Source organism: Alkalimarinus coralli, assembly GCF_023650515.1.
GTDB lineage: Bacteria > Pseudomonadota > Gammaproteobacteria > Pseudomonadales > Oleiphilaceae > Alkalimarinus > Alkalimarinus coralli.
Window position 1 is genome coordinate 2,547,320 of sequence record NZ_CP096016.1, and the last position, 25,065, is coordinate 2,572,384.

Annotated in this window: 18 protein-coding genes; 10 read left to right on the forward strand and 8 right to left on the reverse strand. The window is 46.4% G+C overall.

The window, feature by feature from the left end; translation table 11 throughout:
- Positions 1 to 10 precede the first annotated feature (10 nt).
- Both chrA and MY523_RS11300 read right to left on the reverse strand, forming a co-directional pair.
- Positions 11 to 1,210 carry a chromate efflux transporter gene (gene chrA / locus MY523_RS11295; RefSeq protein ID WP_250654810.1) on the reverse strand — a complete coding sequence of 400 codons (1,200 nt, stop codon included), beginning with the start codon at positions 1,208 to 1,210 and terminating at the stop codon, positions 11 to 13.
- A gap of 69 nt (positions 1,211 to 1,279) precedes the next feature.
- Positions 1,280 to 1,945 carry a trimeric intracellular cation channel family protein gene (locus MY523_RS11300; RefSeq protein ID WP_250654811.1) on the reverse strand — a complete coding sequence of 222 codons (666 nt, stop codon included), beginning with the start codon at positions 1,943 to 1,945 and terminating at the stop codon, positions 1,280 to 1,282.
- A gap of 395 nt (positions 1,946 to 2,340) precedes the next feature.
- Here MY523_RS11300 and MY523_RS11305 point away from each other — a divergent pair, with 395 nt between their 5' ends.
- Positions 2,341 to 4,242, forward strand: a complete 1,902-nt coding sequence (locus MY523_RS11305) for a DUF294 nucleotidyltransferase-like domain-containing protein (protein ID WP_250658810.1) — start codon at positions 2,341 to 2,343, stop codon at positions 4,240 to 4,242.
- Positions 4,239 to 4,982 (forward strand): 3'-5' exonuclease, encoded by a 744-nt coding sequence (locus MY523_RS11310; RefSeq protein WP_250654812.1) that lies wholly within the window; start codon positions 4,239 to 4,241, stop codon positions 4,980 to 4,982. The genes MY523_RS11305 and MY523_RS11310 overlap by 4 nt, the downstream gene beginning before the upstream one ends.
- Positions 4,983 to 5,048: 66 nt before the next feature.
- Here the strand turns inward: MY523_RS11310 and MY523_RS11315 are convergent, their stop codons facing one another.
- Positions 5,049 to 6,620: a BCCT family transporter gene (locus MY523_RS11315; protein ID WP_250654813.1), complete on the reverse strand. Its 1,572-nt coding sequence runs from the start codon at positions 6,618 to 6,620 to the stop codon at positions 5,049 to 5,051.
- Between the two features lie 252 nt (positions 6,621 to 6,872).
- Here MY523_RS11315 and MY523_RS11320 point away from each other — a divergent pair, with 252 nt between their 5' ends.
- Positions 6,873 to 7,040, forward strand: a complete 168-nt coding sequence (locus tag MY523_RS11320; protein ID WP_440201515.1) for a type II toxin-antitoxin system prevent-host-death family antitoxin — start codon at positions 6,873 to 6,875, stop codon at positions 7,038 to 7,040.
- A 229-nt stretch (positions 7,041 to 7,269) separates the two neighbouring features.
- Here the strand turns inward: MY523_RS11320 and MY523_RS11325 are convergent, their stop codons facing one another.
- The 3 genes from MY523_RS11325 to MY523_RS11335 all read right to left on the reverse strand — a co-directional run bounded on the left by MY523_RS11325 (position 7,270) and on the right by MY523_RS11335 (position 10,143).
- Positions 7,270 to 7,875, reverse strand: coding sequence for a hypothetical protein (locus MY523_RS11325; protein ID WP_250654814.1), 606 nt, complete (start codon positions 7,873 to 7,875; stop codon positions 7,270 to 7,272).
- Positions 7,876 to 8,089: 214 nt separating this feature from the next.
- Positions 8,090 to 9,865, reverse strand: a complete 1,776-nt coding sequence (locus MY523_RS11330) for a sodium:solute symporter family protein (protein WP_250654815.1) — start codon at positions 9,863 to 9,865, stop codon at positions 8,090 to 8,092.
- A 14-nt stretch (positions 9,866 to 9,879) separates the two neighbouring features.
- Positions 9,880 to 10,143, reverse strand: a complete 264-nt coding sequence (locus MY523_RS11335; RefSeq protein WP_250654816.1) for a DUF4212 domain-containing protein — start codon at positions 10,141 to 10,143, stop codon at positions 9,880 to 9,882.
- A 281-nt stretch (positions 10,144 to 10,424) separates the two neighbouring features.
- Here MY523_RS11335 and MY523_RS11340 point away from each other — a divergent pair, with 281 nt between their 5' ends.
- Positions 10,425 to 13,970 carry a hybrid sensor histidine kinase/response regulator gene (locus MY523_RS11340; RefSeq protein WP_250654817.1) on the forward strand — a complete coding sequence of 1,182 codons (3,546 nt, stop codon included), beginning with the start codon at positions 10,425 to 10,427 and terminating at the stop codon, positions 13,968 to 13,970.
- A gap of 192 nt (positions 13,971 to 14,162) precedes the next feature.
- Here MY523_RS11340 and MY523_RS11345 read toward each other — a convergent pair whose 3' ends face one another.
- On the reverse strand, positions 14,163 to 16,670 hold the full coding sequence (locus MY523_RS11345) for a DUF748 domain-containing protein (RefSeq protein WP_250654818.1): 2,508 nt from the start codon (positions 16,668 to 16,670) through the stop codon (positions 14,163 to 14,165).
- A gap of 331 nt (positions 16,671 to 17,001) precedes the next feature.
- Here MY523_RS11345 and MY523_RS11350 point away from each other — a divergent pair, with 331 nt between their 5' ends.
- From MY523_RS11350 to MY523_RS21810, 6 genes are all read left to right on the forward strand, one after another.
- Positions 17,002 to 17,526: a YfiR family protein gene (locus MY523_RS11350; RefSeq protein ID WP_250654819.1), complete on the forward strand. Its 525-nt coding sequence runs from the start codon at positions 17,002 to 17,004 to the stop codon at positions 17,524 to 17,526.
- An 11-nt stretch (positions 17,527 to 17,537) separates the two neighbouring features.
- Positions 17,538 to 19,073: an ATP-binding protein gene (locus MY523_RS11355; protein WP_250654820.1), complete on the forward strand. Its 1,536-nt coding sequence runs from the start codon at positions 17,538 to 17,540 to the stop codon at positions 19,071 to 19,073.
- Between the two features lie 61 nt (positions 19,074 to 19,134).
- Positions 19,135 to 19,569, forward strand: a complete 435-nt coding sequence (locus tag MY523_RS11360) for a response regulator (RefSeq protein WP_250654821.1) — start codon at positions 19,135 to 19,137, stop codon at positions 19,567 to 19,569.
- Entirely contained in the window at positions 19,544 to 21,277 is a 1,734-nt protein-coding gene (locus MY523_RS11365; protein WP_250654822.1) for a GGDEF domain-containing response regulator, read from the forward strand. Before MY523_RS11360 ends, MY523_RS11365 begins: the two co-directional genes overlap by 26 nt.
- A gap of 107 nt (positions 21,278 to 21,384) precedes the next feature.
- Entirely contained in the window at positions 21,385 to 21,657 is a 273-nt protein-coding gene (locus tag MY523_RS11370) for a type II toxin-antitoxin system Phd/YefM family antitoxin (RefSeq protein ID WP_250654823.1), read from the forward strand.
- A gap of 385 nt (positions 21,658 to 22,042) precedes the next feature.
- Positions 22,043 to 24,250 carry a TonB-dependent receptor plug domain-containing protein gene (locus tag MY523_RS21810; protein WP_256470527.1) on the forward strand — a complete coding sequence of 736 codons (2,208 nt, stop codon included), beginning with the start codon at positions 22,043 to 22,045 and terminating at the stop codon, positions 24,248 to 24,250.
- 52 nt (positions 24,251 to 24,302) lie between these two features.
- On the opposite strand, the gene MY523_RS11390 is transcribed toward MY523_RS21810, so the two are convergent.
- Positions 24,303 to 25,061 (reverse strand): glucose 1-dehydrogenase, encoded by a 759-nt coding sequence (locus tag MY523_RS11390; protein WP_250654824.1) that lies wholly within the window; start codon positions 25,059 to 25,061, stop codon positions 24,303 to 24,305.
- Positions 25,062 to 25,065 lie beyond the last annotated feature (4 nt).

Genomic DNA, 25,065 nt, shown 5'->3' on the forward strand with positions numbered 1-25,065 from the left:
ACCAACGTCTTTAAAGAATTAGCAACGGCATAGTTGATGCCGCAACACACCAGATGACAACGTACAACGGTGATAAACACCACACCGCTAACATTCCAAAAGCAATAATACAAACCGCCAAATCGAAGCTCGACATTACACCTGAAATAAATATAGGGTCATACAACGCCGCCCCTAGCAGCCCCACTACAGCCGCGTTAACCCCCGCAATAGCATTCAATGCAGCAGGGTTATCTGAGATTCGCTGCCATATAGGCAAGACTGCCGCCACTAACAAGAACCCCGGTAAAAACATAAACAGTAAGGCAATCGTAGCACCTAAACCACTGTTATAACCGGTCGGCACAATAGCGCCCAGGTAAGAAGAAAACGCAAACATAGGGCCTGGAATTGCCTGTGCTGCGCCGTATCCAGCGAGGAAGTTTTCTTTTGTTATCCACCCTGTATTGACCACCGCATCTTCGAGCAGGGGCAAAACCACGTGTCCTCCCCCAAATACAAGCGCACCCGCTTGATAAAACGCGCCAGCTAAAGAAAAAATACCTGCTTCTGTGGGTGCGAATGACAGTAGAAAAAGCAGGCATAAGAAGATCGAAAAGATAATCACCCCCACTCTTCGGCTATAACCTACTTTAATTTTATAACTCGTGCTTCCTGCGGATTCTCGGCAAAACAAAACACCTATAGCGGCACCGCCCAATACCACAAAAATTTGAGACCAGGCGGAACTAACAAGCAGTAGTGCCGAAGCCGAAAATAAAGCAATACCCCGTCGAAGTGTATCCGGGCATAACTTTTTCGACATACCCAATACAGCATCCGCCACGACAGCAAATGCCACCAGCTTTAATCCATGAATAGCTGCTTGCCCGACAGGGCCAGACAGCAGACTGAGTGCAGATGCAAACGCCAGCAATAACAGTGAAGAAGGCAGTGTGAACGCTACAAAAGCGGCAATCGCACCTAACCAGCCAGCGCGCAATAAACCTAACGCAAACCCTAATTGACTGCTGGCAGGCCCTGGAAGAAACTGGCAAATAGCCAATAGCTGGCTGAACTGATCCTCGCTGACCCAGCGCTTACGTTCCACAAGCTCTTTATGAAAGTAGGCAATGTGTGCAACCGGGCCACCAAATGATGTAAACCCCAGCTTGGTGAAGGTACGTAACACGTCCCCAACACGCCCCTTAGACGTGGTTTCAATGGGCATATAGCATATCTGACTACGGTGATTTAAAAAATAGGGATAAGGGTAACTCTGCCATATTACAAACAGATGTCAATCGTCCTGCCGGTCATCACTGAACAAAAATGCAGGCATTGACAGGCCCATAAAGATGCCCGTTAATCGAAGTGCCAGTATCGTAACCATGCCAACAACCATTGACACTTCAGCATCAAAGCCGATAGTTTGAAAAACTAAAAATTGTATGCCCCCTGCAATAGCTGCAGTGGCATAGATCTCTTTGTGAAAAATTAGAGGAATTTCATTGCAGACAATATCTCTTAGGATTCCTCCTGCGACTCCTGTCATAAGCCCCATCAATAGCGCTATTTCGGGGCTATATCCCAACGCCTGAGCCTTTTGCATTCCGGCAATGGTAAAAAAGGCCAACCCGATTGCGTCACAGACTTCTAACATACGCATGGGCATTTTATATAAGCGAACCACCACAAACGTAGCAAACGCTGCCAATATACCAACAAAAAGGTAGTTGGTATTTTCAATCCATACAACAGGGTGCGCATCAAGGATCAGGTCTCTCAACGTTCCTCCTCCCAGGCAGGTAATAAGCGCAACCACCATAACACCAAAAATGTCGAGCTTTTTATGGCCTGCCGTCAGGGCTCCTGAGATAGCAAACACAGCGATACCAAAAAAATCCAGAAAAGCCGTGATGCTCGACGCCATGCTGGCAGATGAGGTAGCTAATTCAGACATCATATTTTCAAATCCACATTGAACAATCCCACATTAAACACCCTCACCTTAAACGCCCTCTCCTTAAACACCTCGACTGATTACCGGACATTTGTATCAAACATCCATTGCTTTGCCTTAAATTCTATTTGTAACGCTATAATTTAATGAAACAGGGAAAGCGTCTCCAATCGATGAGCAGTAATGATGCCACAGCAATTAAGCTGGCACCATTCAACCAAAAGCTATAGCACTGTAGTTGGCTATTCATGCCTGGAGCATATACCATTTAGTGTGCTGAAGATTAAAATGGCGCAGCAAAAATAGTGACTGTTTAGCATAACTACCAATGCAAGCAATACTGTGCGCACACCCTCACACTCAAACACAACCTCTATAACGCCGAGCCCACAATGACAATGCAAGCAGAGCAGCTGGAAATCGCAGGTTTTATCGCAAACTATGCCCCCTTTGATAGCTTGGAAGAAGCCGCTATCAATGCATTATCGAAACAGATAGAGGTTGCCTATTACCGAGCGGGTAGCGACATACTTCATTATGCCGAAGCCATTCACGACCTCTATATTGTCCGCAGTGGCGCTGTAGAGACCTATCGCCGAAACGGCGAGCTATACAACCGCCTGGATATGGGGGGTATTTTTGGCCAAATGGGGCTACTGATGAACCGGCGAGTGCGGTTTCCGGTAAAAGCCATTGAAGACACGCTGGTGTATTGTATTCCAGCGGATCTGTTTTTTGACTACTGTGATCGCTATGAAACCTTCTCTGACTTTTTCGAGTCAGAGGACAACGCCTCATTACGCCGTGCGGTCTCGGAGCAAAGTGACAACAACGATCTGACAACCGTCAAAGTTAAATCTCTACTGGTTCGAGACGTCATAACCGTCTCAGGAGAAACCAGTATTCTTCAAGCCGCAAAAATAATGACTGAAGAGCACGTCTCTTCACTACTGGTTGTTGAAGCACAGAATAAAACCGATCCAGAGGACGGCTCACAAGGCGAAACAGATGGACTCGCAGGCATCATCACCGATAGAGATTTGCGCATTAGAGTACTAGCCACGGGGTTAGACTTGCAAACCCCTGTGGCCGAAATCATGTCTACAGATTTGATTACCCTTGATGATGAAGCCTATGTCTTTGAAGCAATGTTAACCATGCTGCGTCACAATGTTCATCACCTTCCCATACTGAAACACAACACGATAGTTGGCGTATTGGTACTATCCGATATTGTGCGCCATGAGTCCCAGAGCAGCATACTGTTCGTCCGTAGCATCTTTATTCAACCCGATGTAGAAGCACTGGTACACCTTTCCCAGCAGCTGCCGGGAGTATTTGTACGCATGGTGAAAGAAGATGCAAACTCACAGATGATTGGCAGTGCAATGGCAGTCATTGGCCGCAGCTTCAAACAAAGGTTACTTGAGCTAGCAGAAGAAAAACTCGGCCCCCCGCCTATTCCATACTGCTTTATGGCACTGGGCTCAATGGCTCGCGACGAACAGCTCATCTATACCGATCAGGATAATGCACTAATTCTTCACGATAGCTACGACCCCAAGTTGCACGGTGACTATTTTGAGGCGCTCGCAAATTTCGTTTGTGACGGATTAGCGGCTTGTGGTTATACGTATTGTGATGGTGGCATTATGGCCAGCAACGCTCAATGGCGACTCCCCCTCAACGCATGGAAAGAGCAATTTGGTCGCTGGATTGAAGAAGCGAACCCACAAGCTTTGCTAAATAGCAGTATCTTTTTCGACTTGGACGCAGTTTGGGGCGAAACAAAGTGGACAAAGGAGCTACTTCGGCTTATCACTGATAGAACCAAAAAACACCCGCGTTTTCTTATCAGTCTGGCAAGAAATGCACTCAACCGCACCCCACCACTTGGTTTTTTCAAAAGTTTTGTGCTGGAGCAAGATGGACAGCACAAAAAAACAATTAACCTAAAACGACGAGGGACGGCACCACTGACCGATGTAATCCGTGTGCACGCGTTGGCGGTCGGGTCCCGCTCAATCAACTCTTTTGCCCGCCTTGACGATATAGAAGCCTCTAATATTTTACCTGAAGGCAAAGTCAGTGACTTACGCGATGCACTGGAATACCTATCCATGATCAGGATTAAAAATCAGGCAAACCAAATTGAACAGGAGCAGCCCGTCAGCAATAATGTTCAACCTGACGAACTCACCTCGTTTGAACGACGGAATCTGAAAGAGGCGTTTCAGGTAATCAATACCGCACAAAGCTTCTTGAAGTTTCGCTACCACGCTAAGTCGCCATTGAAATGAAAGCATCCAATTTTGAACAGCCTGTTAGCAGCGCGCACTTAGACAATATCAATTCTAGCTGGCCCGATTACTATGATCACCAGGCCGTTATCAGCAAGGATGAACGACTACAGCGCTTTTATCAGGCAGGGGTCGCAACACCCGAGACCATCATAGCCAATACCCCCATGGTTGCTATGGATTTTGAGACAACAGGCCTGAGCGTTGAAGAAGACGAGATCGTCAGCATTGGCGTTGTCCCTTTTTCTCTGCAAAGAATATTCTGTCGCGAGTCCCGGCATTGGCTGGTCAAACCGGCAAACAAACTGCAGGAGTCGTCGGTTGTTATCCATGGAATAACCCATTCAGATATCAATACCGCACCTGATCTTGAGCTTATTTTGGAAGAGATACTTAAGTTATTGGCGAGTAAGCTAGTGGTCGTTCACTACCGATTTATTGAGAGGGAGTTTTTAGCCCGAGCACTATTAAGGCGCCTCGGAGAGTCTATTGCATTTCCTGTTATCGACACGATGGACCTGGAACAACGCATTCTGGTTAAAAACCAACGTCTAATAGACCGAGTGCTCGGCAAACCTCTTGGCTCACTGCGGCTGGGAGATTGCCGCACTCGTTATGGCTTGCCACAATATCAGGCTCACCATGCATTAACAGACGCTCTCGCCACCGCCGAGTTATTCCAAGCTCAGGTTGCCCATTTTTTTACCCCAGATACTCCAGTAAAAGAGCTATGGTATTAGCAGCCGGGCATAAAAAAGCCCAGCGACATGCCGGGCGTTTTTGTTAACGAAGGTACTCTTTGCGCATTACTGCCTTTCAGTTCGGAAGCCCATTAGCAGACTAACGCACATTAACAGTAACACTATCGTAAAGGGCAATCCGGTCGATATCGCCCCCGCCTGCAACGCCTGAATGGCCTCAGTTCCACCGATCCATAACAGTGCAGCTGCAATTGCGCCTTCCAGCGTAGCCCAGAAAACACGCTGTGGAACAGGTGCATCAATTTTCCCACCAGCGGTAATACTGTCGATAACCAACGAACCAGAATCTGACGACGTGATAAAAAACACCAACACCAGAATAATGGCGATGACAGATAACACCGTGCTCATCGGCATTTGATCAAACATCTGGAACATAGCCAGCGGAACTTTTGTTAAACCATCAGTGCCGAGAGCACCAATACCATTAACCACCTGATCAATAGCGATACCACCATAGATAGACATCCAAACAGCCGTAATCAAGGTAGGCACCAATAGGACAGCGATAATAAACTCTCTAACCGTTCGCCCCGATGAAATACGAGCGATAAACATACCGACGAAAGGAGACCAAGAGATCCACCAAGCCCAATAGAATACAGTCCAGCCTTGAAACCAGGCCTCATCTTCTCGGCCATGAGGATTACTCAAAGGAATAATATTTTCGATATACGAACCGATAGTCGTCGGAAGATTACCAACAGCCACGGCAAACCCAATCATAGCTACCACAACCAACAAAACGAAAGCAATGATCATATTAATATTACTGAGCAGCTTGACGCCGCCTTCAAGCCCACGAACAACGGATAAGACCGCAAGCGCGGTAACCCCGACGATGACCGCAATCTGCAATCCTGTGCCACCGTCTACCCCAAAGATATGATTAATACCTGCTGCAGCTTGCTGCGCCCCTAACCCCAAAGACGTGGCCAGACCAAACAAGGTAGCCAGCACCGCAAGAATATCAATAATGTGGCCAGGCCAGCCCCAGGTACGATCACCTAAAATAGGGTAAAAGGCAGACCGGATCGACAGAGGCAACCCTTTGTTATACGCGAAAAATGACAGTGACAATGCAACAACACAGTATATCGCCCAAGGGTGTAAACCCCAGTGATACATCGTCGCCCCCATGGCCATACGTGCTGCTTCCGGGGTATTGGCTTCAACGCCTAGCGGGGTTTTATACCAGCCCGTCAAATAGGCAACAGGTTCTGCCACACTCCAAAACATTAACCCTATTCCCATACCGGCGGCAAACAGCATCGCCAACCACGAAATAGTCGAATGCTCTGGTTTGGCATCTTTACCGCCAATACGAATTTTGCCAAAAGGCAATACAATCAAGGCAAGGCAAAAAATAACAAAAATATTGCCTGACCACATAAACAATGCATCAAAGGTCGCAATTATGTCCCACTTGAGTCCATCCAGTGCTGCTTTAGCCGTCGCCGAATCCACAACCAGTGTTGCCACTAGAAAAGTCAGAATCAACCCTGCGCTGATTCCGAATACCGGATTGTGAACATCAAACCCCCACTTCTGAATATTATCCTGACCAACTGAGTAGTCAGTATTCTCAATACTATACTTATCGTTTTGTTTTTCCACGAAACACAACCTTTAGACATCTAAACACATTGTCACCTTAGTACTTGATGGAGAATAATACAACTGTGTATTTGTCTAACGTGATAATTGATGCTCTAGCGGCTAAAAACAGCACGTAGCAGATAAATTTCTTAACGCGTTTATCTAAATTATCTTAAGTCCGAATTGATCAAAAAACTTACAGCTATAAACAAAAAAGGGACACAATAGAATCGGGCGCAGGGCACCCTCGTACAAAAACATCGGCAAAGTGTGTGGCGACAAAGAAGTAAAGATGCTGTCGTTGTGATGTCCATTAAAGACTACGAAGAACTTGAAGCGATGAAAGCTGATTACATTAAACATTGCTTTGAGTCTGCAAAAGAAGACTTAGCAGAAGGTAGCGTAGTTGATGGCGAAACATTCTTGAAGCGCCTGTAACTTAGAGCATGCAAAAGAAAAAATATAAACAGCTACGGTGCTGAATCTGATTGGTAAATTACTCGGGATACGGAGACACCTCACGATGCCTCTCCCTCCACACCATCGCGTATACATATCACGTACCATCACATACCACGGCGGTTCGATTAATTGAGTTAACTAACGATCTGCAAGAGCCGGAATACCCATTGCCAGACATGTAGAGTCTACCAATCTGGCAATCAAACTACCCTTGCGAATTACGCTTTTTGAAGGCTTCCATCAGTGCCACAGGCTTTTTCTTCTTGTTGCTTTTATTCAAAACGTAAACAACCGTTTCGCCTTTTGGACCTGCGCCAATATCAGTAAACCGGTATGATGCTTCGCCGATTTTTCTAACATCATTCATATCTTGGAGTGTGCTAAAGACGTAGATACGTCCTTCAGAACGCATTTCGCCGTAGAAATTTTCTGCCGGTGCTAGCTTTCCATCGTACAAGTCAACGCTCGCGATACCCGACTGCTTCTTTTTATCTTTGCTGGTCAAACCAAATTTAATGGTTTCACCCTTTGGCCCTGCGCCGATACGCGCCAAAATATAAGGTGTATGGCCTAGCTTATTAAAGTTTTGGTAGAGCGTATAATCGTCAAAAATGTAGATTCGACCATCATGATGAACTTCATATAACTCATCATTGTTTGCATCAACGGCCACGACCGTTTTTGGTTCAGCCACGGCATTCGATTGTGACTCCGCATTTGATGGCATAGATTCATTCGATGCACAGCCGATTAACGCTGAGAATAGAGACGCGGCAAGAATTAAGCGAGTAGAAGGTGAAGCAAATTTCATAAGTATTAGCCTTTGAGTAGTTTAGAACATTTTAAGTTCTCAAAGGCTATCGCCTGAATATGACAGAGACATGACACCGGTATTGACTTCGTTGTTTGGCTGTCAATTGACCATAGTGCAGGTATTGGAATGCACAAAAAAGGCGCTTTAGTGTCCTAAAGCGCCTAGTGGTGTCTTGTTTTGAGTTACATTAACTCAACAAGAGGCCTTAATCTTAGTGGTCTGCCACTGGGGCTCCTGCACCACGAGGAACACGAATATCTTCTACCAGATGCTGAATATGCTCTGGTGGTGGCGCCGTTACTTTTGATACCGCAATAGCCACAACAAAGTTCAGTAGCATACCCAATGTGCCAATGCCTTCTGGCGAGATACCAAAGAACCAATTGTCTGCCGTATTAGCTGCGGGGTTTACGAACTTAAAGTAAATGATATACGCGAACGTGAATACCAGACCAGAAACCATGCCGGCTATTGCGCCCTCTTTGTTCATCTTCTTATAGAAGATACCCATGAGAATCGCCGGGAAGAATGAAGAGGCAGCCAACCCAAATGCGAAGGCCACAACCTGGGCAACAAAACCCGGTGGATTAATACCAAAATAGCCCGCTACACAGATTGCAGCCGCAGCGGCAAGGCGAGCAGCCAGTAGCTCCTTCTTCTCATCGATATTGGGCATAATGTTACTCTTCAACAAATCATGTGAAATGGATGTTGAGATAACCAATAGCAACCCGGCAGCCGTTGATAATGCCGCAGCCAAACCACCCGCAGCCATGAGCGCAACCACCCAGCCGGGTAATTGTGCAATTTCAGGGTTCGCCAGAACCATGATGTCGCGATCAACATAAAGCTCATTGCCATTATCTGTTGCCTGATTGGTCACCAGACGTTCTTCACTGGCACCTCTTGCCTCACTGTCAAACGCTGGCTTGCCTTCAAATGGCTTACCCGCCTGATACTGAATTTTGCCGTCTGCATTCTTGTCTTTCCAAGCAAGCAGACCTGCGTTCTCCCAACTCTCAAACCAGTCTGGCAGCTCTTGGTACTCAGCTTCGCTCACTGTTTCCAGCAAGTTAACACGGGCAAATGAAGCCACAGCGGGGGCAGTCGTATAAAGAATCGCGATAAAGAGCAAAGCATAGCCAGCAGACTTACGTGCATCACTCACTTTTGGCACTGTAAAAAAGCGCACAATAACATGAGGAAGCCCCGCCGTACCGACCATCAAGGCCATGGTGATAAAGAACATGTCAACGGTCGATTTACTCCCCCCGGTATACTGAGAAAAACCGAGTTCCTGTGAGAGCCCGTTGAGCTTGTCGAGCAAATAGGTATCACTGCCACTGAGCGTACCACCAAAGCCTAACTGTGGAATCGGGTTACCTGTAATCAACATGGAGATATAGATAGCAGGGATCATATACGCGAAGATCATGACACAATACTGCGCCACCTGGGTGTAGGTGATACCTTTCATCCCACCCAATACCGCATAGAAAAATACAATGGCCATACCGATCAAAACGCCTGCGTTGATATCAACTTCAAGATAGCGAGAGAATACAATGCCCACCCCTCGCATTTGGCCTGCAACGTAAGTAAACGAGATAAAAATAACACAAACAACGGCCACGACACGTGCCGCTTGAGAGTAGTAACGCTCACCAATAAACTCTGGAACGGTAAACTTACCAAATTTTCTTAAATAAGGCGCAAGGCACATCGCCAGCAGAACATAACCGCCGGTCCACCCCATCAGGTAAACAGCGCCATCACGTCCAATAAAAGAGATAATCCCCGCCATCGAGATAAACGATGCCGCAGACATCCAGTCAGCGCCCGTTGCCATGCCATTCGCTATCGGGTGAACGCCACCGCCTGCGACATAGTATTCACTGGTTGAACCGGCTCGCGACCAGATAGCAATACCAATGTAGAGCGCAAAGGTAAGGCCGACAAATATATATATGAGTGTTTGGGTATCCATTGTCTGTCTACCTCCTATTCTTCATGCACGTCATATTTACGATCGAGAGTATTCATTCGAGCCGTATAGACAAAAATTAAGATAACGAAGGTATAGATAGACCCCTGTTGAGCAAACCAGAAACCTAATGGAAAACCACCGATTTTGATTGCATCCAACGCATCTACAAATAGAATTCCGCACCCGTATGAAACCGCAAACCAGACGACTAACAATGTCAGCAGTAGTTTGAGATTCTCTTTCCAGTAAGCCTGGGCAGCTTGCTTTTTATTAGACATATGACTCCTCCACGATTAATCCACTTATTATTTTTGTAGCGGTATATCAAAGATAGGCTTCAAACAGTGGGGTTGAAATAAGACTTTAGCCTATCGAATTATTATCTTTACATTTCAATACCTTACAAGAATGGCAACGATTTATAAACGGCGACTATTGAATAATCCACGACGAGAGTTATGCTGTACAACAAGGGCAATATAACGATCTATACTCAATAAACGTGTTTTTAGAAACCTTTTGCACGTAATATTCACACTCCATAATCAAGAGGCGAAAGATGGTTGACGGCTGGATACTCATCGCCTGTTCGTTTATCTACATCAGTGCGCTATTTGGTATCGCCTATTATGGTGACCGTCATTCGTACTTATACAATAACCGCTTTATCAGGCCGCAAATTTACAGCCTGTCTATGGCGGTGTATTTCACCTCTTGGACATTTTATGGCGCAGTCGGGCGGGCATCGACTGAAGGCCTTGGATACCTGCCAATTTACCTTGGACCACTGCTGACATTTTTCTTTTTCGGCCCGGTTATTGATCGCATTATTCGCATCAGTAAAAAACAAAACACCACCTCCATCGCTGACTTTATAGCCGCCCGCTATGGTAAGTCTCAGCTTATTGCGGTGCTGGTGAGCACCATCGCTGTCATCGGTATCATTCCTTATATCGCATTGCAGCTAAAAGCCGTCTCTATGGGGTTTAGCATTTTAACCACCGGCGATGTTGCCCAAGACACCGGCAGCCTCACGCTATTCAACGATACGGCCTGGTGGATTGCGCTGTTAATGGCACTCTTCACCATTGTATTTGGCACCCGGCATTTAGATGCTACCGAGCATCACCAAGGCATGATGCAAGCTGTCGCATTTGAGTCGGTAATTAAGATGGTCGCCTTTGTCTTTGTAGGGCTATTTGTCTGCTATAGCATGTTCAATGGTATTGACGATATATTTACCCGTATAAACCAATCTTCAGGTCTTGAGAAGTTCAGCCTTGGTGGTTTTAGCAGTAGTGAGTTCATCGCTCAAACCATTATTTCAATGTGTGCCATTATCTGTTTGCCACGGCAGTTTCATGTCACAGTGGTAGAAAATTATCATCGTTATGACTTTCAGGTCGCCCGGGTAATGATGCCGTTGTACCTGATTATTGCCAGTATATTCGTGCTTCCCATAGCTGGCGCTGGATGGCTCACGTTTGATGAAGGCACCATCGACGCCGACACGCTGGTGCTGAATCTGCCGATTATGGCCGACCAAAAGTGGTTAACCGTTTTAGCCTTTTTAGGCGGCGGCTCTGCGGCAACGGCCATGGTCATCGTATCGTCCGTCACCCTTAGCACCATGGTCTGCAACGAGATTGTAATTCCGTTTATCTTTAAACTTTTCCAGATAAAGCTTAACCAGCAGCGAGACCTGAGCAGCCTGTTCCTGAATATTCGTCGCGTCACCATTGTTATATTGTTACTGCTTGCCTATGGGTTCTACAGGCTTACCGCGCTGGACTACAGTCTGACCTCCTTTGGTCTGCTGTCATTTGTAGCCGTGGCCCAGTTTGCACCGGCGCTCATAGGCGGCGTAATGTGGCGCAGGGGTAACTTCTACGGGGCCGTGAGTGGGCTGGTAAGCGGCTTCCTGATTTGGGTTTATACGCTGCTAATTCCTACCCTGGCAGGTAATGGCTGGATTTCAACCGAGATATTGGAAAAAGGGCTCTTCTACAGCCAATGGCTAACTCCTACTTCGCTGTTTGGCAGCGACATGCAGCTGATCACCCACGGCATTGTATGGAGCCTGGGTACTAACCTGTTCCTCTATATTGCAGTCTCACTAATGACCCGGCAACGCGTTAGAGAAAAAATCCAAGCCGCTGCATTTTTCCACGAAGTCGATATATCGCACCAGGATTTCGCTGAACAGCGGAAAAACAGCGCCACCATTGATGATTTAAAAGCACTGTCTGAACGTTTCATGGGGCCGGAAAAAGCTGATGCAATCTTTATGATTTACGAAACCCGTGTAGGAGAAAAACTGTCACCGGGTCGCCACGCCAGCCCCAAGCTACTTAAGTTTATTGAAAAGCAGTTGGCCAGTGCGATTGGCTCATCAACCGCAAAAGTCGTACTGGACTCGACCATTAAAGGTCGGGATATGCATCTCGAAGATGTCGTCAGTATTGTTGATGAGGCCTCTCAGGTGATGCAGTTCAACCGAGACCTGCTGCAATCAGCCATTGAGAATATTGCCTTGGGCGTGAGTGTCGTCGATGAACAGCAGCGAATCGTTGCCTGGAATCAACGCTATTTAGCCTTGTTTAACTACCCGTCGGGATTTGTGCAAGTCGGTCGTCCCATCGCTGACTTGGTAAGGTACAACCTGATTGCTGCCAACCTCTCCCCAGCCAAAATAGAGGCATTGATCGAAGAGCGGCTTAAGTATATGCAGGATGGCACCCCACACGAATATGAGCGGGAGCGCCCCGACGGATCGACATTGCTTATTCAGGGTAACCCCACCCCGGGAGGTGGCTTTGTCACCACATTTGCCGACATCACGGATTTGCGCAAAACGACTCAGGCACTGAAAGAAACCAACACCTATCTGGAGCAACGCGTTAAAGAAAGGACACAAGAGCTTTCGGTGCTGAATGACCAGTTACTACAGGCAAAATCAGTCGCGGAGCAAGCCAACCAAAGTAAAACCCGCTTTCTCGCCTCTGCCAGTCACGACTTATTGCAACCTCTTAATGCGGCGAAACTCTTTACATCGGCCCTGCACCAACAGCACCGGCCGGATGATAAAGAGAGAGACCTGATAGAGAATATCGACCACTCACTCACGGCTGCGGAGGAGATACTAAGCACGTTACTCGATATATCAAAGCTGGACGCAGGTGTACTGGAAACACATGTCGTTGATTTCTGCATTCAGGATATTCTCAAGCAGCTCAATGCGGAATTCACGGTTATTGCAGAAAACCAAAACCTGACCCTCCGCACCGTTCCCTGTTATCAGGTCGTTCACTCAGACTCACAACTCTTGCGTCGGGTTATACAGAACTTTTTGTCCAACGCTATTCGCTACACACCGAGCGGAAAAATACTGTTAGGTTGCCGCCGTTTAAAAGGGTTCCTGCGCATTGAGGTATGGGACACCGGCCCCGGTATATCTGAAGAAGACACAAAACTGATCTTTGAAGAGTTTAAGCGCCTCCCCCAGCACGGCCAGGAGAAAAAAGGGCTAGGGCTTGGGCTGGCTATCGTCGATAGAGTCAGCCATATCTTAGGCCACCCGATTAAAGTCACCTCCAAACCGGGCAAAGGCAGTGTATTTTCTATTACCGTACCACTAGGTAAAAGCCAACCAGCCCCAGAGGTGGAGGAGCGACCGCCAGAGCCAACACGTAAAGTCGGTGGTTTAGAAGACCTGGATGTGCTCTGTATTGATAATGACCCGACAATTTTAGAGGGTATGGCAACACTTTTAAGGGGCTGGAAATGCAATGTTATTGCAGCAAACAGCCTGAACGATGCTCAGGCACAATGCGCAAATAAGCAGCCGGAAATCATTTTGGCCGACTACCAGCTAGACAATGACGAGAATGGCCTCGACACCATGGATCAACTACAAATATTTTTTGCTCCAGATACCGGAGATAAAACAATCCCTGGCGTACTTGTCACTGCTCAAACAGGACAGGAACTCACCACAGAGGTGCACGCCAGAGGCTACCAGATACTCCATAAACCCGTAAAACCCGCCGCACTGAGGGCGATGATGACCAAATTAATTAAAAGCCAGGGGAAGAATAACTCATAAACACGGCAGTCTTGATGCAGCAAAGCGGAATCGGGGGATTTAGCTCAGCTGTATAGAATCGGGCGTGGGGCACCCTCGTACAACGCGCCTACAACAAAGCGAGCGAGCGCCCCGCGCCCGACCTACAACGAAGTATGAGGGTGCCCCGCGCCCGATCTACTACGAAGTATCAGGATGCCCCTATAAAACTAACTATGTCTCAAACGTCAGGCTGGGTTTAGCCTCTATCGATGAGTTAATTTGAGGCGTACAGTTCAGCAGACGAGATGAGCCAACGCCCTCTTTTTCCACCATATAGTCTTTAAAGTTATGCGCTCGCTGGTTCGAAATTACTTTTAATTGCTGAATATCGGCCGCTTCGGTAATCACAGTTCCTGCGGGTTTGCCAATATCTTCCGCTGTTGCAACAGCACAAAGCCTGACCTGCACATCTTCTTTATCTTTCATTAAGGCCGCGAACTCTTTCAGAAACACCTCATGCTCAGGCTGCAGCTCCACTTTTCCTGGCGGATAAACCAGATCATTTACACGCACCTTGAGCGCAAATTCACCGGCCACTATGGCAACCTTCACAACACTGGCGTATGGCACAAACGTAGTAATCAGGTAGTCCTGAGCTGCCGCTATTGTTGCCTGTTGAACAAGCAGCGTCATAAATCCTGAAAAACCGAACGATGGGTTACTGGTATCACCGGAAAGAGGTAACGACAACTCTACATTGCCATCGCTATCTTTAAGCATCCCCAAGGCGACATTAAAAGGCACAGAGGTATGGTCTTGCATAGTCCCTGCCTCATGGTCATCGGCCGCCGTCAGCTCAATACCCCGCAGTAGCACATCAGCATCACCATCAATAACCGTGCCCGTCAGAGTGACGTCGAGCCCCAAATCGAGCTGGCCGCTCTGTATCTCATACTGCAGAGCATCTTTAATGTAACTAGAAATACCAGGCAAGCTGATCTCTTTAAAGAAGCCCTTTAGGCTATAAACAGGCACTTCCGCAAAGGGTTTTACTATGCCTGAAAATTCAAAATGGGCATACTTGTCACTTTTACCCACCGCCTTATAAGGGATCTCATTGTCCGGTGACTGGTTGTCAAAGGGGCCAGCGTTCAGCGAGGTGACGGCGATGTGGCGTTCATAAACCGGGTTAACGCTGTTATCCGTAAAGTGAATATCAGCATTGTCGGCAAGCCTAAATTCACCCAGCGAAATAGCAAACTCGCTCGCTTTATGTTGTGCTGCTTCTTGAGGTTCTTCAGATGCAACTGTTTCAGTTTCAACAGCTGTGCCTTCAGTTACTGGCTGCGTATCTTCAACTGGTATACCCAGCTCAACCAAATTTAGCAACACCTTGTCTTTATTTAACTCTGCATCAAGCGCCAACCCTGCAAGACTAATGTCGTCAATCGCAATACCCTGCTCTGTGAGCTTCACCTTATTAATGGTTAAGGCTTTAAACTGAGCCAAAGCCGGTACATCATCCTTTACGTTGTCAGATAAAAAGGCATCTGTCAGCTGAATTTGGCCTACGTCAACATTGCTGTTCTCTTCCTTGATTAGGAATTCGACATCATTCAATGCCAGGTTCTTGAAAGCAGACAACATATTTTCTTCAGATTTATAAAACGTTTTAAAGTCATCCAGCGAAATCTGGGCTGAGCCTTCGGCAACCACCGTAGCGCTCTGGTCTCCCGTATCGCTCTTTCCAGATAGCCCATCCCCAGAATTGTCATCTCCAGTACCGTCATTACCCAAATTAACGCTAACCTTTAACGCATCACTATCTAGGCGATGTTTCGCCAACTTGACCGTTCTTTCATCTTGGGTGAACAACACATTTTCAGCCTTTAGAGACAGTTTCGGCCAATCAACCGCTATCGCCGAAGGCTCAATACTAATCTCGTGCTGGCCGCTATAACTGACAACACCTTCAAATGCAGTAATGGACTCAGGTAGGAAGTGTTTAAAATGTGCCAAGTCTATTTTGGTTAAATCTAAGTCAACCCGAATTTTACCATCGTCCTGATTTAAGTCGGCCTTAACATCTAACGTCAGTGATGACTGGTTAACTTCACTGTCAACAGCTAACAATAAACTCTGTTTAGCCAACGTGGCCGCCAGATCAGAAATAACAAACGAGTTCAATTTCACACGGTGGGTAGACTCATCCACAGCAAGCTCAATCACTGAATTTTTGAGGGTGACTTCGGGTGCATCAAGTTGATAGGGGAATGATGCCTCACCTGCCCCTGATGAATCATCTGGGGCTGGAGCTGAATTGGGCTCCTGCTCTGCCTGGTTTTGCGGTAACGAAATACCTGCCACCTCAATACCTTCATCAGAGCCTGCAGCTGATTTTTTAACCTTTACATATAAACCATCAATAACAAACGCAGACACATACACTTGGTCAAACAGAAGCTCATAAAAATGCAACTCGAGCTCAAGCACATCCAGAGAGAAAACCACCGTTTCTAGCTCGTTACTTTTTGATATCGATACATCCGTTATTTCCAAATGAGATATAAACGGGTTATAACGGATCGATGACACATCTGACAAAACAAGCTGATGCTGGCTCAAATAATCTGACAGAAAATAGCGTATTACCGTGGGCGAGAACAACCAAACGATACTATACAACGCCACGTAAGCCAGCAGCACATAAGTGATGATCTTTTTTAATATGCGAAACATTAAGATTCCATTCCCAGAACAATTTTCAGGCAGTTATTGTTGGATTATGAGCCGAATTATATCGCCCAGTTTAATGATCAGATAGAGATACTGAATTTTATTTTAGCAATAAATATGTGTCATATATGAGCTACGTCATTCCATAGCCTTATTGACTGAAGGTAAGGCGAAGCGCGCTGAAAGTAATAACGCAGGCCCGGCGATGCCGCTGCGGCCTTGTATCAGCCAATAACCATAATAGAAATAATGCTTTACAGCACTCGCATTGGAGCCTAGAATTTACCTACTTTCAATGATAAAAACAAACAAGAACAAGATCATCAACGGATTAATGACACGCCGCCCGGCTACACGCCTCCTATCGACTATTATTCTCCTGCTCTTATTTGTCAGCGGCATGGCACAGGCTCGTTCCGAAAACGAAATCAAAGCGGTCTACCTTTATAACTTCATTAAATTTATCACTTGGCCACAAGAGCCCACCACCAGTGACATTAATATCTGCGTATATGGCGATAACCCCTTTGGCGCACAAACCGAAAGGCTAAATACACTTAAAGCCCGTAACCGGGCACTTCATATCATCTATCCAGACAAAAAAGACAGGCCTGACTGCACCGTCGTCTTTATCAGCCCGTCGGAAGAAAAGTTTGCAGCCGAATTGCTGAAAAGAATTAATAACCACCCGATCTTAACCGTCAGTGACATAGAAAGCTTTACCGACAAAGGTGGCATTATTGGCTTTATCAAGTTGGGAAATGTCGTGAAGTTCGACATCAATCTCAAAAAAGCCCGTGCGTCTAACATTCAAATCAGTTCCAAATTACTGGAACTGGCTAACCAAGTCATACAATAAGGGGTGTGGTGATGTTTGGGGTCAAATATCTGCCCATCAAGAAAAAGCTAACCATGGTCATCATGACATCAACGCTATTAGCGGTGGTGCTTCTGAGTGCAGTGTTCATTGCATATGAATATGTGTCCCTGCGCAATAATATGATCAAAGAGTTTTCGACCACATCAAAAATCATCGCTAACCGAAGTCATGCAGCGATACTTTTCAGCGATACCGCCACACTTCAAGAAAACGTAGATAGCCTGAAAATACACGGCGATGTAGAAGCCACCTGCCTTTATAGTGAAGTCGACGATATCCTCGCCCATTTCAACAAAAACCCCGAATACAAAGATAGCAAAAGCACCTCTTTGAGCGGGTGCCCAGACCACCCAAGCCGAAATCTCAATCACTTTGATGAGCGGTATTATCAGGTATCCCAACCTATCGTGGTCGATGGTGACCCCATGGGGCTGCTGTACATTAGAGTGTCTCTCGGGAGCCTTAACAAACACTTGTCGACGTATGTCATCGCCACCGGAATATTTTCACTGCTGATAATATTCACCGTATTTATTATCTCTTCTTTCCTGCAAAACTATATCACCACACCATTGCTGCTACTGAAAGACACCGCAAGCCAAGTCACCAAAAAGAAAGACTACTCGCTAAGAGCGACTAAAGAGAGCCATGACGAAATAGGAGACCTGGTAGACACCTTTAATACCATGCTCTCGACCATACAAGAACAAAATCACATTATTACAGAAGACGCAGAAGGCCTTGAGATTAAGGTTAATGAACGCACCAAAGAACTGGCGATGGCCAATAAGGAACTTGAAGCATTCAGTTACTCTGTTTCACACGACTTAAGAGCCCCGCTCCGCGCAATTGACGGCTTTAGCAAAGCGCTATTGGAAGACTACGGGCCAGAGCTCGACAAAACGGCCCACGACTACTTAGGGCGAGTGAGAGCTGCCAGTCAGAAAATGGGCGTGTTGATCAGCAGCTTGCTACAGTTATCCCGAGTCACACGAAAGCAGATCAAAGACACCCACTTTGATCTGAGTGATATGATCATGCACATTGTTCATCAGCTCAGAGAAGACGAGCCAAACCGCGTTATTGATGTCCAGATTCAACCCGAAATGTATATCATGGCAGACCCCCAACTGATGGAAGTGGCGCTCGACAACCTGATTGGCAACGCATGGAAATACACAAAATATGAGAAATTCCCAAAAATAGAAATTGGCTACTATGTTGAGAATGGCCACACCATCTATTTTATAAAAGACAACGGAGCCGGTTTTGATGAAAAATATGCCAAGAACCTGTTTACCGCGTTCCAGCGCTTACACTCACCCGAGCAGTTTGATGGAACAGGCATTGGCCTCGCAACGGTGTACCGAATTATGCACCGGCATCATGGCGACATATGGGCTAAGTCAACGGTAGGGAAAGGCGCAACATTCTACTTTACCCTTTATGATGACCGCCCACCGCCAGGTGAAGAAATCTCATATAGAAGCGGCCATAACCCTGATACACCAACGCAAGAAAATTAAATTCTGGCAGAACCCCATCTTTAAACTAAACTTCAAGTTGGGTATTTATGGAGAGTAAAAAATGAGTTCCGGGACGATACTGCTGGTCGAAGACAACCCAGACGATGAAATGCTTGCACTGCGCGCGTTGAAAAAAACTCAAACGCAAAATACCGTCGTGGTGGCCCGCGATGGTGAAGAAGCACTGGACTATGTCTTCGGAACAGGAAAATTTAAAAACCGGGATCCAAACGAAACGCCACAGGTTATTTTTCTAGATATCAAGCTACCAAAGCTCAACGGACTTGAAGTCCTGAAAAATATCAGACGTGATCAACGCACATCGCTTATTCCCATTGTATTACTCACCTCCTCCGATGAAGAGCGTGATATGGTGGATGGCTACAGATTAGGTGCCAATAGTTACATCAATAAGCCCGTTGATTTTGACCAATTTATAGATCAGGTAAAAGTTCTAGGCAGGTATTGGCTTGGAATCAACAAAACGCCCCAATGAACAAGAGCAAGCAGCCGTAGTGAAAAAAGTGCTTCATATATTAATCATAGATGACTCAGAAGATGATGCTTTGCTAATTATGCGGGCACTTCGAAAAGGCGGACTCAGACCCGAGTACCATCAGGTCGAGGGCGAAGAAGCCCTGCGAAATGCACTGACTGAACATCACTGGGACGTGGTTATCTCTGATCACAACATGCCAGGGCTGACCTCACAAGACACTATCAAAATTGTGAAAGAGATTGACCCCGATATGCCCGTTATCGTGGTCTCAGGCACCATTGAAGAACGCGTAGGCGTACAGGCAATGCAGACCGGTGCGCAGGACTACGTCATGAAGGACAATCTTGCCCGGCTGATTCCCGTGATCCAGCGAGAGTTACAGGCAACGGAAGGCAGGCAGGCTCGCAAAGAAGCCGAACGAAACCTGCATTACTTATCCTTTCACGACACCCTCACCAGCCTTCTCAACCGCAAAGAATTTGAGCGAAGACTTCGTTTAGCCGTCGATGACAGCAAGCTCTTTAACCAACCCAACGTGCTGATGTATTTGGATCTTGATCAGTTCAAGATTGTTAATGACACCTGCGGGCATGTTGCGGGGGATGAACTCCTCAAGCAGGTCACCCGCACACTTCAGCACCACATACGAGAAACCGACACCCTCGCCCGACTAGGCGGAGACGAATTCGGAATACTGCTGGAAAGCACCTCAAAAGAACGCGCAATCGCATTGGCAGAGCGTATACGACAAGATATCAAAGATTTGCGTTTTTCCTGGCAAGACAAGCCATTTGCCATCAGTATCAGTATCGGCATGGTCGCCATGAACCAAGGCACCACCTCAGTACATGAACTGATGAGCTGTGCTGATATGGCCTGTTATGCCGCCAAAGACAAAGGTCGCGACGGCATCCAGTGGTACAGCGAAGACGATGCAGAATACAACCAGCGTCGAAACGAAATGCAGTGGGCCAGCAAAATAAAGCAGGCGCTCGAAGAAGATCGTTTTATGCTTTACTTTCAGCCCATGAAAGGCCTGCAGCCAAGCTGTGTAGGCGAGCATGGGGAGTTTCTTGTAAGGCTTTATGAAGAAGGCGGTTTGGTCCCCCCTGGTGCGTTTATACCGGCTGCCGAACGCTATAACCTGATGCCCCTAATTGACCGCTGGGTGGTCGAAAATGTGTTTAAGTACCTGTCAGAGTCCGGCTTAGGCAAAAAAGATGAAGGCACATTTTTTATCAACTTATCGGGCACATCGCTAAGTGATAATGCATTTTTCAATGATATACGGAAAATGCTGAAAGAGTACGATATAAAGCCTAATCGTATCTGCCTTGAGATCACCGAAACCGCAGCGATTGACAACCTCACCGACGCCGTGGAGTTCATCGCCGAAATCCGGGATGAAGGCTTTAAGTTTGCACTGGATGACTTCGGTGTAGGTATGAGTTCATTCTCGTACCTTAAAACCATACCGGTTGACTACTTGAAAATTGACGGCAGCTTTGTCAAAAACCTGTTAAATGACCCTATCGACAAAGGCATTGTTGAGGCGTGCAACCGCATCAGCCACGCGGCAGGCCTTCAGACTATTGCAGAGTTTGTTGAGAATCAGGAAACAGAAGATGCACTAAAAGCCATGGGCGTCGATTTTGGACAAGGTTTTGGCATAGCCAAACCCGGCCCTCTCAAAAGAGGCCGGTAATCGTTAAGGGCGCTTTTTGAGCGCCTCCCTCCCCTTTAAATGCATTCCAAAGCAGACTGCTCATAGTCTATAATAAAACTACACAGCAAAGTGGATGGCCTTGTCTTATGAGAGTAGAAACTATTAGTTACTTGAAACAAAACGCAGCAAACCTTGAGCTTGATGAACCCATGGTAATTACGCAAAGCGGAAAACCTGTATACCGAATCGAGTCCGAAAAACAGGCACAACTCCGCGACGAAGGCATTGCTTTGCTAAAGTTAATGAATTTTTCCGAAAGGGACATCAAAAGCGGAAAAACAATGAGCACTGAAAAAGCAAAATCGTCTCTTAGAGAGCGTTTTAAAGCCGGAAATATAGAAACGAATGACCAACGTTGAGATTACCAGCACGGGCTTTGAAACCCTCATAATACTCACGCGTTACATGTCAGAATTTATTGGGGAGACAAAAGCTCTCGATTTAGCCTCAAACTTGACATACAATGCTACACAGACCTAGCACATTGTCATGAAGATACAACCAACACCGCCCCATACATATAGCACTAATAATTTAATCACTCCGAAGTCATATTTCTAAACGTTATAAAAAAACCCGCAAAATCATTAAATTAGCACACTACAAGCATAGCCAAATATAAAAAAACCGATATACTCAGTAGTAATGGAATATAAAACAATAATAAAAAAGTATTGTGAAACAATAGCCATAACAGCGCCACAATGCTTTTGATAACGACTTAGTGTGTATAGCGGTGTAGCAATGATTAAAAAGCCTGTAACTCCTTCCGTTGGTCGAACGCCCTCCCCTTTTGTTTCTTTTTCACCCCTTCCCAGGCTTTTGGCTTGTTCTATAGCGCTGGCCAGCGGAGTCGCTACCGCCAATGACGACCCGTTTGGTGGAAGTGATAGTTTGTGGGATATACCGTTAGACGAACTTGGACAGGTGCGAGTTACCAGCCTGGCAACAGGTACAGAAACCCCCCTTGATAAAGCAGCAGCAGTGGCGACCGTTATTACCGAAGACGATATTATTGCCATGGGGGCAACGGATATTGATCAGGTACTCGAAACAGTACCCGGCCTACATGTAAACCGTTCAAACCAAACATACACCCCTAAATACACCTTTCGCGGCATTACCTCCCTACTAAATCCACAGGCATTGATGCTCGTTAACGGCATACCAGTCACATCAGCTGCATTTGGTAACCGGGGTAATGTGTGGGGAGGTATGCAGATTAAAACCATTTCAAGAATCGAAGTGATTCGAGGGCCTGGGTCTGCTCTATATGGTGCAGACGCTTTTGCAGGTGTCATCAATATTGTCACCAAAGACCGAAATAATATTAACGGCACTCAGGCAGGCCTACGAGCAGGTAGTTTCAACACCCAAGCGGGTTGGGTGCAGACAGGTTTTACCACAGATCGCAATTTGGACATTGGCTTTGTCTTGGAGTACCAAACAACAGACGGCCAACACGAACAAGTTGACCAAGATATTCAATCCAACTTAGATAGCGCATTTGGGACAAATGCTTCTCTTGCTCCTGGTGGTGTAAATACTGGCGTAAAGAGCACCGATATGCGGCTGGATATTAAGAAGGATGACTTGCGCTTTCGGGTAGGCTACCAAGGCCGTTTCAATGTCGAAACCGGTCCAGGCGTTTCTGAATCTCTTGACCCCGTAGGCCAATTTGCAAGTAATCGTATTAATACAGATATCTCTTACTTGTTTAAAGACGTTGCTCCCGGCTTTGATGTTGAATCAAGGGCCAGCTATTTCTACAACACACAAGAGGTAGAAAAGGGTTCGGTGCTTTTTCCAGCGGGTACTGCTTGGCCAGATTTATCGGCCTCTCCTCCGGGCAGTACACTTGCAACATTCAATAATGGCATCATTGGTGAACCAGAGTACAAAGAAGAACAAGCTCGCTTCGACCTTAGCAGTGTTTATCGGGGTATAGACAATCATCACCTTCGCATTGGAACCGGTTTCTTTTGGGGAGATCTTTACGAAACGAAAGAAAGCAAGAACTTTGACGTTGCTTTCACCCCAGCCGGCCCTCTGCTTCAACCTAAAGCCAGTGGATTAACCGATGTTAGCGATACAAGTGAGGTCTTTCTCCCTGAAAAAGATCGCACCAGTTACTACCTGTTTATTCAAGATGAATGGCAGGTCGCCGATAATTGGCAGTTGGTGACCGGTGTCCGCTATGATGATTATTCCGATTTTGGCGATACGGTAAATCCTCGTGCAGCACTAATCTGGGCGACTACAGATAGTATTACCACTAAACTACTCTATGGCAGAGCTTTCCGCGCACCAAGTATTGCTGAACTATTTGCGACTGCGAATCCAGTTGCATTGGGCAATTCAGACCTAGAACCAGAAACAATCGACACCTATGAACTTGCACTATCACAGCAAGTTAACCGCGAGTGGCTATACAGTGTGAATTTATTCTACTATTCAATTGATGACTATATAGATTTTGTCCCAAGTACAGGAGGCAATATCGCACAGAATATTGGTGAGCGAACCGGAAAAGGCGGTGAATTTGAACTCCAGTATGACCCTACCTCTGAACTAAGAATCATTGCTAACTACGCATACCAAAGAGCAACAGATGACAACACCGATAAGCTTGTGGGAGAAGCCCCAAATAACCAAGTTTATGGTCGAACTGAGTGGTCATTCATGCCTCAGTGGCAATCATCGTTACAGATAAACTGGGTTGGAGAGCAAAAGCGCGCGGCAAGCGACACACGAAATACTCCAGTAGATGATTACATTACTGTAGACGTCACACTGCGCAAACAAAACGTGGTTGATAAATTAGATGCTACGCTCATGGTGAAGAATATTTTTGATGAAAGCGTAGTAGAGCCTAGTGCCGTTGGTGGAATACCTAGCGATTACCCCATGGCGGGTATAAGTCTATATGGAGAGATAGCTTACAACTTCTAGGCTATTTGGAGATGCGAAGGACAGTATCTCTCTTCCTTCGCATCCAACTTCTTTACTGTGCGCTGTAGCCACCATCCAAGATCAAGTTTTGTGCCGTATACCAAGATGCCTCTTCTGAGCACATCCATTTTACAGCGTCAGCTACATTTGAAGTGGTACCCAAAGTCCCAATTGGGTGCTGAGCAAGTATTTGTGGGTAAATATCTGGATTATCTAGCACTGGAGAATTTGCTTCTGTAGGCACCCATGCAGGGCTTATGCAGTTTACACGAATACCTTGTTGACCAAACTCCAATGCCGTTGCTTTACTCAGGCCAATAATTCCATGCTTGCTTGCCACGTATGCTGGAACCCCCATGGAAGTACCCAACACCCCCCAAACAGATGCCATATTTACTATAGCTCCTCCACCGGTTTGTAACATAGCAGGAATCTGGTATTTCATACACAGCCATGCTGACTTTAAATTGCTGGTGATTACCCGATCAAACTCATCTTCGCTAAGGTCAACAGTATTGGCAATTCCCTCAGCGACGCCCGCGTTATTAAATGCAATATCCAGCCGCCCAAACTGCTCAACCACTGAGCTAACCATATTCTTGACTTCGCTCGAATTTGAGACATCAGCAGCTATAAATATAGCAGTACCTCCATTCTGCTCAATTATTTCAACCGTTTCTGTGCCCTCAGCTTCACGCCTCGCAACGACAGCAACTTTTGCACCTTCTCTCGCAAACTCAATCGCTGCCTGCCGACCAATCCCAGAGCTAGCCCCCGTTACAATTACGACTTTGTCTGTAAACCTTTTCATCTTG